Below are 12,831 nucleotides of genomic sequence, written 5' to 3'. Positions count from 1 at the left end.
CAAATCTATTGATTATTATAAATCTAAGATTTTTCTTGGATTTATTGATATTGATAAAGTAATAAATTATAAAATAGAACACATATAAATCTAACTTCACAAAATGGTTCTAATAATATAGAATTTATATTATCAGGTTAGATGATATATAAATAAAACAGTTGAGAATGGTTGGACAAGAAATGTTTTAGTCCATCAGATAGAAACTAAGCTTTATAAAAGACAAGAATTAAATGAAAAAATTACAAATTATAATGAAAAATTAACAAAGCCTAATAGTGATCTAGCTGTAGAAACTTTAAAAGATCCATATATATTATAATTATAGATGAGGAACATAAAGAGATGACAATAGAATTGGAAAAATACTACAATAAATTTTGTGAGGACAAAAGATTAACGAGAAAATATGGACAAGTTGAATATATCACTTCCATGAAGTATATTCATAAGTATCTAGAAAATAATGAGAACGCAAAAATCTTGGATGTTGGTGCAGGGACAGGGAGATACTCTGTACAATTAGCAAATGAAGGATATGATGTTACTGCAATTGAACTTGTGAAGCACAATCTAGGTATTTTGAAGTCAAAAGGAAGTACAGTAAAAGCAATGCAGGGAACAGCATTAGATTTATCAAGATTTTCAGAAAATACTTTTGACATGACTTTGGTGTTTGGACCAATGTATCATTTATATAAATTTGAGGATAAAGTAAAAGCGCTGCAAGAGGCAAAAAGAGTAACGAAAGTTGGAGGTGTTATCTTAGTAGCATATTGTATGAATGAATATAGTGTAATAACATATGGTTTTAAGGAAAATAATATTCGTGCATGTATTGATAATGGGAAACTTAATGATGATTTTCATATTATATCGGAACCAAAAGATTTATATGATTATGTAAGGATTGAAGATATTAATAAGTTAAATGAGGAAGTAAGACTGCAAAGGATAAAAATAATTGCAGCAGATGGACCAGCTAATTATATGCGACCTGTTTTGAATGCTATGGATGAAAATACATTTCAACTTTTTCTTAATTATCATTTTTCTACGTGTGAAAGACCAGATTTGTTGGGAGCAAGCGCACATACATTAGATATCTTGAGAAAGGAATAGGGAAAAGAGAAGAAGGCAATCAAAAGGTATATTTTGAAAATAGCAAGGATCTGACTTCCAGTCATCTCCTAGGGGGACTGATATCATAGCAGATACAAGGAAGCAAATGGGTAAGAGTTGCTAAAGTAACAAATGATTTAGTTTGGAGGGAGACAAATGGGGACAACACTGGCTAATCTTCAGATTCACAAGCTGTCAATTGACGAGGCGGAAAAATTATTGCCAGGCAGCCTTATAAAACAATTTAATCCTGAGTGGACTACAATCACCTCGAAGAAATTTGAGGTAGCTATGGAGAAGATACAATATTCATGGTGAACAACTGTTCATTGAAGATATTGCTGATTATTATGTATGGTCAGTATTAAAGAATGGATGTTTTTATTTATGCCACTTTGATGACAAAACTAAAAAGACCAAACTTATAAAGAAGAAGGCTGATACTGAGTACACTTGAAGTATTCAATACTGACCTTAACATAATTTCTAGACATCGTTTAAAAGGAGTAATACAAGATAATTATATAAATGCAGCCGGAAATGTTTGCTTTGTAACCTTTCAAATGACTGGTGAAGCATTTACTACGGATAATGTTAAAAGCACCTTGAGAGTTTATGAAATACTGAATTCAAAGTTGTAATAGATGCAAGTTTTATAGCAAGGAGCTGACTTCCAATCATCTCCTAAGGGGACTGACCCTATAGGAGAAACTGGAAGTTTCTGCTTGCTAGTGTTGTTAAATGGAGATTCTATATGGGCTGATGATGTACTCAAGGTGCTTTATTTCGATTAAATAATAAGTCCAAAAACTTTTAATACAAAAATGCAGAATGTCAGAGTAAAAGCTGATAATAAAGTTGGCTTTATCTTTGCCAGTGCTTTTCTTTCCTGAAAACCAGCTCCAATGGTGACTAGAGCCAGGGGAGATGCCATAACTGCAAAACTTTTTAATGTTTTATCAACCATCTGAGGGAACCTAATATTTAATAAGGATATTAACATCCCCAGTAAAATTCCAATAATGATGGGATTCTTTATAATATTGATACATGCTTTTTTTATATTATCGTTTCCCTGTTTGCCATTTTCACCTTCAAAGGTAAGCACAATAACAGAATATATGTTATAAAGAGGTACGGCACCTATAATCATCATGGGAGCCATACCTGAATTTCCGTAGATATTTTGAATAAAAGCAATTCCAAGAATGGCGGCACTTCCACGAAAAGAAGCTTGCACAAAAGCTCCAGTCATATAGGAATCTTTCATAAATTTTTTGGTAAAGAACCAGATTGACCAAAAACAAATTGATGTAACTACGGCACAAAACAATATATACTTTGTATCAAAATTCTTAATTATATTAGTGGCTCCTATATCTGTAAAGAGCAGAATAGGCAAAGTAACTTTAAAGTTGAATTTGTTTACTTTAAAGAACTTTATAGAGTAATGTCTGATATAAAAGGGGACACTAATCTTGTAAGAAATAAAAAAATTAGAATAAAGAGGTGTTAAAAATGGCAGGAAAACAACAACTTACAAATCAGCAAATGTCTTCAGCAGGAATGAAAAGAAAAGATAATGGTGAGGTAGAGCATAATTCAGAGAAGACAGCAAAAAGTAAGAAAAATGATAATGTAAGGCCAAGATCTTAACCTGAAAAAATTATATAGTGGCAAGTATTTTGAGAGCTTGCCACTAGTTATTTTTGTTATAAAAAATAGTAGCTATCCAATTTTTTCTAGTAGTGCTTTGACGGTTTATTCATATCCCTCAGCAGATGATGTAAGATAACAATAATGAATGAAGCAAGCAGGGAATCGAGAAATCCACCCATATTCACTCCGGATACAAAGTGATCCGCAATCAATATGGTCCAGGCATTTACGATAAAGGTGAATAAACCTAAGGTGAGGATGCTTAATGGCAATGTAATCAACAGCAAAAATGGTTTCAACAATAGATTGATTATTAATAAAACCAATCCCATAATCAGCAATGAGAGTGTATCACCAATATAAATTGTATGAATTAACATTGATAATAAATAAATGGTCAATATAATTGATAAATATTTTAAGATGACTTTTGTCATGTTTACCTCCATATGGATAAGATTTACCTGATTTTTATTGATATCCTGACTTTATCAGTGGTTACGTCAACAAAGTCATAGGGTTCAAACTCTGATGATGAATCACACAGATCAATTATCATTTGCACAAGTTCTTTGGCAGTATATACAGTAAAGGATGAGTATGAATCCGAATTAGGCTTGTTTGATACAAATAAGCCTGCAAATTTCAATAAATCCAGGGTACTGTCCAACAATTCCTGAAAGATATACAAGGGAATAGGAAAGGAAAAATAAAAATGCTTATTTTTCCCTATCTGCAATTTCAGCCATATTATACGAAAGCTTTTATTCCACATATATTTTTACCTTTACCATGGCTTTGTGTTCTTCATCCCATGCTTCAACATCTACGATATTCGGATCATCCAATGTGCCGTTTAATATTTCTTCAATAATTTTAGCGAAATCGATGCTTGTGATGTCAATGCCTTTGCTCTCCATTTCTTTTCGGGCATCTGCTGGTACCATAGTAGTCATTTTGCTTGCTATTTCACCGATGGTGGTTAACAGGCGTATAGGAATATTAACTTTTACATTCACTGTATTATTGTCAGAGGTAACCTTTACCTTAAAAAATTTATAATTGAATTTGGCTCCGGTCAGAGCTTTAGAGGTTTCAATTGGTTCAGGTTCCTTAGTGGTATTGAGGGCTTCCAGAAGTTCCATACCTTCAGCAGCTGTAATTTGACCTTTTTCAATCATTTCCAATATTTTTTGTTGTTCACTCATTTTCAACACTCCCATAAATTAATTATAGATTTTTAATTTTTTCAGTTGCCTCTTTGGCAGTGATTTCACCCTTTGATAATTGCTCTAGAATTTCCATTTTAGCTGATTCCTTTAAATCTTTATCCTTTACAGTATCTTTAGCAGGTATTTCTAGGCCTAGAGCTTTTATAACTGCATCTAACTTGCCACGGACGGTGGGATAAGAGATGCCAAGTTCTTTTTCCACATCTTTAATGTTGCCCCGGCATTTAATGAATACTTTGACAAAATCAAGATCTTCTTCAGGAAGACGACAAAATTCACAGGGCTGGAAGTCACCTTCAATGGATGTAGAGCACTTGGGACAGTTGAGTTTGGTAATGGAAAGTTTTTCACCACATACGGGACATTTGCCCGGGGCTTTGTATTTCATTATTTTCACCTTCTTAATGTACTATTATGGTTTTAATATACACCCGTCAATTCATAAAGTCAATATTAATATTAATATAATTAATAAAAATATTAATATAATTAATAAAAATATTAATTATATTAATTATGAAAATTAAATAATTAATATTTTATAGCCAGTAGCAAGTGGGTCATCGATGGCCCCACTAAGGCCCTCGAGGGATGTAAACAAATTGTGAACACAATTTGTTTTACTAATAAGTTAATGTAATAGTTTTAAATCAAATAATTCATCGGTTACAAAGATAGACAATGCTTTGAATAGTGATATTTTTACACTTGAAAGTACATATGTAAGTGTAATTAATCAATTATAAGAATATTTTTCAGATATTATGCATTAAATAAAAAAATCACTATACATGTTTACTTGGTATAGTGATTTTTTATCCATAATATTATATACTCTTGTTTAAAATCTCCCTTTGCTATGCCTAACCCTAAGTTAATTAACTCATTTTGAGTAAATTTTAATTTAATTCCATTATATTCCAATAATATGAGCATTACATATATTCCTATTCTTTTATTTCCATCTACAAAAGAATGATTATTTATCATACTATAACAAATATTTGCACATTTATCTTCAAGAGTAGGATAGAGATCTTCTCCATTGAAAGTTGACTTTGAATTTTCTATTGATGATTTTAACAATTCTATATCTCTTAATTCACTTGATCCACCTGTAGCTGTTATAAGTTTTTTATGAAGTTTTAAAACATATTCAATTGAAATATACTTTATCTAGCTAATTCCTTAAATGCTTCCATGTTTTCTTCTAATATTCTATTAGCAATAGTATCTAGCTTTTCTTCTTCTGAAGTAGCTTCTTTACTAAATTCTTCAAAATCTAAAAGAATATATTTAGGTTTATTATTCTTCATTATTACTACAGATTTGTCTTCATCAACTATTTTTGCTATTTTAGAAAAATTTTGATTAGCTTCAGACATAGAAATAATTTTATGAGTATTTACTAACATATAAATCCCTCCAAATATTTATCTTATATATATCATATCATATTTAGGATAAATTTATCCTATTTTTTAAAATTATTATTAAAATATTCCGGACACTTATCTATTTCTTCGGCTTTAGCAAGGAGCGACTTCCACTCACCTCCTAGCGTCTCGGAGGTTTGACCTTATTATTTTCGATTTAAATATTATGCACTACTGATAAAACTCATAAGATGATAAAATAGAGTTACAGGTATGTTTATGTAAAATATTTAAATAAAGGGTGATAAACTATGAATAGATTAGTAAAAATACGTATAACTGTTAATGATATTTTAAACAATCAGACTGATTTAGAGTTAAGAAATCATGGCTATGTTCATTTATATGCGGTATCTTCCTTTTGTAATTTACTTGCATTAAAAAGAGGAATCAATGCAGAGCTCTGTACTATTTCAGGAATGCTTCATGACATATATACTTATAAAACTAGCAACAGTACTGACCATGCAATACTGGGTTCTATTGAAGCTAGAAAAATCTTAAGTGAGCTTAATTGTTTTAGTAAAGAAGAAGCTGATATTATCTGCATGGCAATTCATAATCATAGCAGCAAACTAGACATAGATGGAATTTATGATGAAACACTTAAGGATGCTGATACACTGCATCATTACCTATATGATATAAATGCCAAGGTGGCTAAAAAGGAAAAGAAAAGACTAGAAAAGTTGATTCAAGAATTGAATATGGATCATGTAAATTAAATATTTTATTTTATAATGATAATAATAGTTTAGAAATACTTTTAATAAACTGGGAGGATTAATAATATGAAAACTTTAGTAATAGTAGCTCATCCTAATATGGAGGAATCAAGAATTAATAAGAGATTTATGGAGGAAATAAAAAAACAGCCTAAGGTTACAGTACATGAACTTTATAAAGAATATGAAGATGAAAAAATTGATGTAGAAAGAGAACAGCAGCTTTTATTAGACAATGATAGAATAGTACTTCAATTTCCGTTCTACTGGTACAGTACTCCATCACTAATTAAAAAATGGCAAGATACTGTTTTAACTTATGGCTGGGCTTATGGTCCAAATGGAAATAAGCTTAATGGTAAGGAATTTGTTTTAGCAGTATCTACTGGAGGGCCACAGAATTCCTATCTAGCAGGTGGATATAATAACTATACTTTAAGTGAATTATTAAGACCTCTTCAAGCTACAAGTAATTTGATAGGTACTACTTATCTAACTCCATACGTTTTTTATGGTGCTGTAGTAGCCAGTGATGATGAAATAGAAAAAGGTGCGAAAGCATATGTTGCACATGTTTTAAATCCTGAGTTAGATCCAAAGGCTGCCCTTAGAAATCTTACAAAAAAATGAAGGAAGAAGGAGTGGAATTATAATATCAATAGCAAGTGGGTCCTCAATTGTTCCACTAAATAATCTCTATAGCACTTGATGTACAGTTTGAACTAAATTATTAGCAAGTTCACTACGTTCGCAAAAACCCCAGGGGGATATTAATAAATTGTGAACACAATTTGTTTTGCTATCTCTGTCATCAATTCTAAATTCTTATAGAGCTTCTATTTGTCTTGCTAAGTATTGGTATGAAGATTAAATATAGTGAATTATTTGATATAAATAAAATCGTAAATTATTTGAAACCATATAGTTCTTATTTAAATAAATCATATATTTGGAATACACCTTTAGAGATGGAGCTTTTAGATGCAGTAGAAAATAAAATATTTAATGAGATACAGTTTAATGAATTAATATCAGAAGAAAATATGTTTCAGAGAAATGTAATTTTAAAGAAAATGATATGTAAAATAATTTTATCAACTAATTCAGCAGAAACTAAAAAGAAAATTTTTAAATGGATTGTTAATATTCATTTCGGCTGGCTTTTTTAATGGGATAAGTATATTGAAAAAGAAAAGTTAAATGACTGTGGAGGAAGAGCTACTATTCGGTTGTTGCAGGGTGATTCTTGTGATATACGGTATGATGTTAACGGTAATGAGCTAGTCTCACCCAAAATTTCTCCAGCAAATCAGTTAGTATGGGAAGCTTTTGATGCTGCAGTTGAGGTTGTAGTCAATAACGGAGGCAAAGCCATTAAAGGTAAAGCACGTTCCGGTGCTAATCTTGGTAGTGATGATTTACCACTTAACTCAATTGAAGGATATATTGCCTATAAAGTACACGGGGTCAGGAAGGTCAAACTGCATTTGGACCCAGGTTCGTAATTGCTGCAGTTCTAGATTGGGCGGGTATTTGTAATAATGAAAGAGGCTATTTGACAATCAATCCAAGTTTTATGAATGAACTAAAATAAAGGTTTTGGGGGTATATAGCTGAACTTTTCAATGATGAGGAAAGAAAAATGTGCAGAGATAGACTTGAAAGGTTTGAATTTAACTCTGACCAGGCTCATGTCGAGTAGAAAGTTTGGGCAAGCCATCATCACAAGGATGTTTTTTGGCATAAAATGGGACCTTGTGCTTGGTAAATAATATAGTCAAAGGAATTTGTTAAATATGGCTAAATTTTATGAGATTTTTTCTGATAAAAAAAATTTGCAGACAGTGTCTGCAAAATTATCTTGGTCTCACTTTGTTAAATTAAGACCAAGGGTAGTCGACCTAAGCAGCTGGAACTACCGTTAGACACCGTTCTGTAAGTACTTTATAATACCGATAATGATTAATAAATTAAGTAATATGTTATAATATATAATAGAAAAGTCCATATTAAGGAAGGTGTTTTACATGAAATGGGAAGAAATAAGAAAAACATATCCAGATAAATTTGTAAAGCTTCAGATATTAGAATCACATATGGAAGGAAACAAAAAATATATTGATGATATGGCTGTTATAAAAGTTATTGATGATAACAAGGAAGCAACAAAAGAGTTAGTTCATGCTAGAGATAATACAATAGTCTACCATACAGGAAATAAAAGTATATTTGTTGAGGTAAAAAACATTAGAGGCTACAGAGGTGCAATTTAATGAAAATTGAATATAGAGATGGATTAATATATACATCTATTAATATTTCCTATAAAGGTAATTCAAAGATAATTGATAATGTGGTAATTGATACTGGAGCAGCTGGTTCCATTATATCTCCTGATGCAGTAGATGACATCGGAATATATGCTGAGCTGGGTGATAGAATTATGGAATACTACGGTGTTGGTGGAAGTTCACATATTGCTTTTATAAAAAAGATTAATGAAATTAAATTAGGCTCTCAAGGTATAAAAGATATTGAAATTGACTTTGGTATAATTGATACTACAGGAGAGATAAATGGATTGATTGGATTGGACATTCTTATTAAAGTTGGAGCAATAATTGATTTGAAAAATTTGAATATTGATATAAGTTGAGTATTTCACCTAATTAGTTTACAGAAAATTAAATATGGTTGTCTGTATTTTTATATATTTTTTTTGAAAATTCTGCTATGGGGATTGACCCCATAGCAGAAACTGGAAGTTTCTGCTTGCTAATATTTATGAAATGAATTTACAATGATGAGAAGGTAAATTTATTATGATAATAAACTGTACAAAAAAGTTGCAAGATGAATTGAAAATCAATCCGATTCTTTCTGAAGTAGAAGACCCTTTATTTTCCTGGCACGCAAATATTATAAAGATCAATCGAAGAAACGCAGTTGTGCTTGTCAATGATGCAAGCCGTTATTCAGTTATATTATATGGTTTAAAAACAAAAGAGTTTAAGAATATCTCTGCACTTATTGTAGATGCGATTTATAGGACCTTTGTAGATGATGGAATTAATCCGGAGGTTGTTTTAAATTATTTACAAGATGCTGGTGAAATAGTTTTCTCCAAAACGCAAAACAGAACTCTCGTTTCTAGGATGAATAAAGGTTGCGAGGCGGCAGAAGTATATTCTGATTTTATTGCAGAAAATAGTATTATCCAGACCTGCTTGGCTAAAAAAGCATACCGTTTTATTTATGTTGATTGCGAAAGCGAAATTAAACATCCAAATGAAATACTTTATGAAGAATTAGAGAAAAAATATAAAAATCCCATTATTATGTGCAAGGCAATAAAAATAAAAGTAAAATTAGATCTAGAAAAATTTCATATATGGAGAAGTGCAATTGTTCCTCTTAATTATACCTTTGGAGAATTTCATCAAGTAATGCAAAAACTGTTTGATTGGAAAGATTATCACCTGCATGATTTTTTGGTTTACAGAGGAGATGAGCCAATCATAAATATTGTTGGAAGTGAAGAAGATTTTGAATATCAAATGGATACTCCTATGGTTATGGAAAGTAAAGTGAAGCTTTCAGATTATCTTCCCGAATACAAAAGTCTGAAATATAGATATGATTACGGAGATAATTGGGAACATATCATCAAAGTTGAGGATGCTATTTTTGACTATGACAAAAATTATTCTTATTGTTTAGATGGCAGTGGCGATAAACCTCCAGAAGATGTAGGCGGAGAACATGGATATGAAGAATTTATAGAAATTATGAGTAATCCTATTCACGAAGAATATGAGCATATGAAACAATGGGCAGACAGTCAGGATTATGGGGGATTTGATATTGATATGGTTAATAGAAAATTGAAGTATTTGTGGTAGATAAATGAACATTATAAATATTTATCAGGTTTATTTTCAATGGATTATTCAAGAGAAATTAAAAGGTAGGGGATAATTATAATGATAGAGCCATCAAAAATAGAAGAAGAATTTAAAAAGGCTGAAGATGAAAATTATGCTTTTAGAACATATTTAAAAAATCATGCAGATTCAGACGAATTAGATGAGCAATTTGCGAAGCTTCATAGTGAATTATTCCATAATTATGATTGTAATAAGTGTAGAAATTGCTGCAAGATATATTCAATAACCTTTGAAGAAACTGAAATAGAGTCAGCTGCAAAGTTACTTAAAATGACAAAGGGGGAATTTATGAATAAACACATAGAAATGACTGCTAATGGATATGAGGTAAAAGGAAAACCATGTTATTTCCTAAGTGAAAGTGGCATATGCAAGATTGAAAGCTGTAAACCAGAAGGTTATAGAGATTATCCATTTACAAATAAGCCAGAGAGATTATTCAGTTTGTACAGCATAATTGGCTCTGCGGGTGTATGTCCAGTTGTTTTTGAAATACTTGAAAGACTGAAAAAAATGTATAATTTCAAAAGAAGAAAAAGAAATTAAAATTTACAGATATGACAATGATTTTAATGAATAGTAGTAGTAAAATCACTGAGAATCATGAATATTTTGGAACGAGAGGATGAAATTGAAGATAATATTTTAATTTATAATAGCTACGCACTGCGTAGCGAATTGATTTTTGAACACAATGCTGTTATAAAGATAATCAAATCATTGTAAATGTATCCGTGAAATACCTAGACCAACAAACGAAAGCAACTCAAATCTCACAATTTACTTTAACCTTACAAAAGTTTGAAAATTGGACAATTATAAAATAAAAAGAAAAACAAGCTAATGATTGTACTCGAGAGTGTAAAATAATCTGTGTAAACTCCATAAAGATGATATAATTATTCTTATTAAATGGAGGGTGCACAGATTATGTCTTTTTCAAGAAAGGAACTTATTAAACAACTTATTAAGGAAACAAAGCCTACAAGTGCAAAAGATGTTCAAGAAACATTGAAAGATCTATTCGCCGATACGCTTAAAGAAATGTTAGAAGCGGAGCTTGATGACCATCTGGGATATTCTAAATATGACTACAAAAATAAAAATACATCTAATAGTAGAAATGGACGAAGCTCTAAAAAGGTAATTTCAGATCTTGGAGAATTTCAACTTGATGTACCAAGAGATAGAAACAGTAGTTTTGAACCGGAGGTTGTTAAGAAAAATCAAACAGATATATCTGGAATTGAAGATCAAGTTATTGGTATGTATGCAAAAGGAATGACTACCAGAGATATTGCTACTCACTTAGAAAACATATATGGTTTTGAGGCTTCGCCTACACTAATATCTGGTATAACAGATAAAATTACTCCTATAGCTAAAGAATGGCAAAATAGACCATTAGAAGCCGTTTATCCTATAATCTTTATGGATGCCATACATTATAAAGTTAAACAGGATAATAGAGTCATAAACAAGGCTGCTTACGCAGTTATTGGAGTAAACTTAGATGGTATTAAAGAAGTTTTGGGAATTTGGATTGGAGCTAATGAAACATCAAAATACTGGCTCTTAGTATTAAATGAACTTAAAAATAGAGGGGTTAATGATATACTTATAGCTTGTGTTGATGGTCTTAATGGATTTAAAGAAGCTATTAAAGCGATTTATCCTCGTACTGAAATTCAGAGATGCATAATACATCAAATTAGAAACTCTTCTAAATATGTATCTTATAAAGATTTAAAAGCATTCAATGCAGATTTAAAACTAGTATATACATCTGCAACAGAAGATGCAGCCTTAGCGGAGCTAGCTAAATTTGAAGAAAAATGGGGAGATAAATATCTTATTGCTATCCGCTCATGGAAAGCTAATTGGGAAGAACTTTCTACATTCTTCAAATACCCGCCAGAGATACGAAAAATAATATATACTACCAATGCAATGGAAAGCTATAATAGACAATTAAGAAAAGTAACCAAGAGTAAAAGCGTATTTCCTTCAGATGATGCTTTACTTAAAATGCTTTATCTAGCAACAATGGATATAAGCAAAAAGTGGACCCAATCTATACGTGGATGGGCTCAAATACTAGCTCAATTATCTATATATTTTAGTGATAGGCTTGAAACTGTAATTTTTTAAATTTACCTATAATCTTCTAGTCATAGCTATAATGCTTTACTGTAAAAATATATAATAAATATAAAAAACTAGGTTTTTATATTTCTAATACCAAACCTAGTTTCTCATAAAAACATCTAATTTAAAATTTCTTATGGCAGTTTACACAAAATTATTGACAGACTCTTGTACTCTAATCAATAGCTTTTAAATCATTTGGTAATAATTCTATATCTTCTCCCTGTTGTTGTCTTTTTTTAATATTATCTCTTCCCCAAGAACACATTAAATCAATTATTTTATTTACTGATACTCCATACTCTGTAATATGATACTCAACTCTGGGAGGCATTTGATTATATACAATTCTACCTACAATACCATCCTCTTCAAGTTCACGAAGTTGTTGAATAAGAACCTTTTGAGTAATAGTCGGAATACGACGTTGTAATTCGCTTGTCCTTTTTTTTCCATGCATTAAAAGGCATATGATTAATGCTTTCCATTTACCTCCGATTATTTCAAGTGTAGCTTCTATACCTAAATTATATTGCTTCATAATAACCTCCTTTTTACAAAT

The 12,831-nt window shown here is 30.7% G+C and carries 21 protein-coding genes and 1 pseudogene; 14 read left to right on the top strand and 8 right to left on the bottom strand.

The features are described 5' to 3' along the window. Positions 1-345: 345 nt before the first annotated feature. Together CLOPA_RS18040 and CLOPA_RS25300 are read left to right on the top strand one after the other, a co-directional pair. A complete protein-coding gene (locus CLOPA_RS18040) occupies positions 346-1,122 on the top strand; it encodes a class I SAM-dependent methyltransferase (protein WP_015616869.1) in 777 nt (258 codons plus the stop codon). A 156-nt stretch (positions 1,123-1,278) separates the two neighbouring features. After that, positions 1,279-1,440, top strand: a complete 162-nt coding sequence (locus CLOPA_RS25300) for a hypothetical protein (RefSeq protein ID WP_015616868.1) — start codon at positions 1,279-1,281, stop codon at positions 1,438-1,440. Between the two features lie 472 nt (positions 1,441-1,912). Here CLOPA_RS25300 and CLOPA_RS18035 read toward each other — a convergent pair whose 3' ends face one another. Beyond that, a complete protein-coding gene (locus CLOPA_RS18035) occupies positions 1,913-2,524 on the bottom strand; it encodes an AEC family transporter (protein ID WP_242834224.1) in 612 nt (203 codons plus the stop codon). Positions 2,525-2,640: 116 nt separating this feature from the next. On the opposite strand from CLOPA_RS18035, the gene CLOPA_RS25295 reads away from it, so the two are divergent. After that, a complete protein-coding gene (locus CLOPA_RS25295; RefSeq protein WP_015616867.1) occupies positions 2,641-2,778 on the top strand; it encodes a hypothetical protein in 138 nt (45 codons plus the stop codon). A gap of 86 nt (positions 2,779-2,864) precedes the next feature. Here CLOPA_RS25295 and CLOPA_RS24535 read toward each other — a convergent pair whose 3' ends face one another. The 6 genes from CLOPA_RS24535 to CLOPA_RS18010 all read right to left on the bottom strand — a co-directional run bounded on the left by CLOPA_RS24535 (position 2,865) and on the right by CLOPA_RS18010 (position 5,428). Continuing rightward, entirely contained in the window at positions 2,865-3,218 is a 354-nt protein-coding gene (locus tag CLOPA_RS24535) for a phage holin family protein (RefSeq protein WP_015616866.1), read from the bottom strand. A 23-nt stretch (positions 3,219-3,241) separates the two neighbouring features. Beyond that, positions 3,242-3,520, bottom strand: a complete 279-nt coding sequence (locus CLOPA_RS18030; protein ID WP_172638625.1) for a hypothetical protein — start codon at positions 3,518-3,520, stop codon at positions 3,242-3,244. A 25-nt stretch (positions 3,521-3,545) separates the two neighbouring features. Continuing rightward, positions 3,546-3,989 (bottom strand): SHOCT-like domain-containing protein, encoded by a 444-nt coding sequence (locus CLOPA_RS18025; RefSeq protein ID WP_015616865.1) that lies wholly within the window; start codon positions 3,987-3,989, stop codon positions 3,546-3,548. 22 nt (positions 3,990-4,011) lie between these two features. Further along, a complete protein-coding gene (locus CLOPA_RS18020) occupies positions 4,012-4,401 on the bottom strand; it encodes a DUF2089 domain-containing protein (RefSeq protein WP_015616864.1) in 390 nt (129 codons plus the stop codon). A 407-nt stretch (positions 4,402-4,808) separates the two neighbouring features. Further along, positions 4,809-5,189 (bottom strand): type II toxin-antitoxin system death-on-curing family toxin, encoded by a 381-nt coding sequence (locus tag CLOPA_RS18015; protein WP_015616863.1) that lies wholly within the window; start codon positions 5,187-5,189, stop codon positions 4,809-4,811. Beyond that, a complete protein-coding gene (locus CLOPA_RS18010) occupies positions 5,186-5,428 on the bottom strand; it encodes a type II toxin-antitoxin system Phd/YefM family antitoxin (protein WP_015616862.1) in 243 nt (80 codons plus the stop codon). The genes CLOPA_RS18015 and CLOPA_RS18010 overlap by 4 nt, the downstream gene beginning before the upstream one ends. Before the next feature lie 272 nt (positions 5,429-5,700). Between CLOPA_RS18010 and CLOPA_RS18005 the strand changes: the two genes are divergently transcribed. The 11 genes and pseudogenes from CLOPA_RS18005 to CLOPA_RS17965 all read left to right on the top strand — a co-directional run bounded on the left by CLOPA_RS18005 (position 5,701) and on the right by CLOPA_RS17965 (position 12,272). Continuing rightward, complete coding sequence (locus CLOPA_RS18005) at positions 5,701-6,174, top strand: HD domain-containing protein (protein WP_015616861.1); 474 nt, start codon at positions 5,701-5,703, stop codon at positions 6,172-6,174. A gap of 66 nt (positions 6,175-6,240) precedes the next feature. Continuing rightward, positions 6,241-6,804 carry an NAD(P)H-dependent oxidoreductase gene (locus CLOPA_RS18000; RefSeq protein WP_015616860.1) on the top strand — a complete coding sequence of 188 codons (564 nt, stop codon included), beginning with the start codon at positions 6,241-6,243 and terminating at the stop codon, positions 6,802-6,804. 230 nt (positions 6,805-7,034) lie between these two features. Beyond that, positions 7,035-7,343, top strand: a complete 309-nt coding sequence (locus CLOPA_RS17995; protein ID WP_155241936.1) for a hypothetical protein — start codon at positions 7,035-7,037, stop codon at positions 7,341-7,343. Positions 7,344-7,406: 63 nt separating this feature from the next. Then, positions 7,407-7,679, top strand: coding sequence for a hypothetical protein (locus CLOPA_RS17990; protein WP_041710962.1), 273 nt, complete (start codon positions 7,407-7,409; stop codon positions 7,677-7,679). Between the two features lie 279 nt (positions 7,680-7,958). Then, positions 7,959-8,099, top strand: a pseudogene (locus tag CLOPA_RS26850) (DUF1016 N-terminal domain-containing protein); the annotation flags it as partial. A 102-nt stretch (positions 8,100-8,201) separates the two neighbouring features. After that, positions 8,202-8,447 carry a hypothetical protein gene (locus CLOPA_RS17985; RefSeq protein ID WP_015616858.1) on the top strand — a complete coding sequence of 82 codons (246 nt, stop codon included), beginning with the start codon at positions 8,202-8,204 and terminating at the stop codon, positions 8,445-8,447. Next, positions 8,447-8,830, top strand: coding sequence for a retropepsin-like aspartic protease (locus CLOPA_RS17980; RefSeq protein ID WP_015616857.1), 384 nt, complete (start codon positions 8,447-8,449; stop codon positions 8,828-8,830). The genes CLOPA_RS17985 and CLOPA_RS17980 overlap by 1 nt, the downstream gene beginning before the upstream one ends. Positions 8,831-8,996: 166 nt before the next feature. Further along, positions 8,997-10,076 (top strand): plasmid pRiA4b ORF-3 family protein, encoded by a 1,080-nt coding sequence (locus CLOPA_RS17975; protein WP_015616856.1) that lies wholly within the window; start codon positions 8,997-8,999, stop codon positions 10,074-10,076. Positions 10,077-10,157: 81 nt separating this feature from the next. Beyond that, positions 10,158-10,667: a YkgJ family cysteine cluster protein gene (locus CLOPA_RS17970; RefSeq protein ID WP_015616855.1), complete on the top strand. Its 510-nt coding sequence runs from the start codon at positions 10,158-10,160 to the stop codon at positions 10,665-10,667. A 170-nt stretch (positions 10,668-10,837) separates the two neighbouring features. Then, positions 10,838-10,948: a conjugal transfer protein gene (locus CLOPA_RS25290; protein WP_155242010.1), complete on the top strand. Its 111-nt coding sequence runs from the start codon at positions 10,838-10,840 to the stop codon at positions 10,946-10,948. Positions 10,949-11,051: 103 nt separating this feature from the next. Then, entirely contained in the window at positions 11,052-12,272 is a 1,221-nt protein-coding gene (locus tag CLOPA_RS17965; protein ID WP_015614553.1) for an IS256 family transposase, read from the top strand. A 172-nt stretch (positions 12,273-12,444) separates the two neighbouring features. Here the strand turns inward: CLOPA_RS17965 and CLOPA_RS17960 are convergent, their stop codons facing one another. Then, a complete protein-coding gene (locus tag CLOPA_RS17960) occupies positions 12,445-12,810 on the bottom strand; it encodes a winged helix-turn-helix transcriptional regulator (protein ID WP_015616854.1) in 366 nt (121 codons plus the stop codon). Positions 12,811-12,831 lie beyond the last annotated feature (21 nt).

This window comes from Clostridium pasteurianum BC1, from assembly GCF_000389635.1.
Taxonomy (GTDB): Bacteria; Bacillota; Clostridia; order Clostridiales; family Clostridiaceae; genus Clostridium_I; species Clostridium_I pasteurianum_A.
Note: the sequence above shows the minus strand (reverse complement) of the source record. Positions and strands in the feature narration are given on the sequence as shown.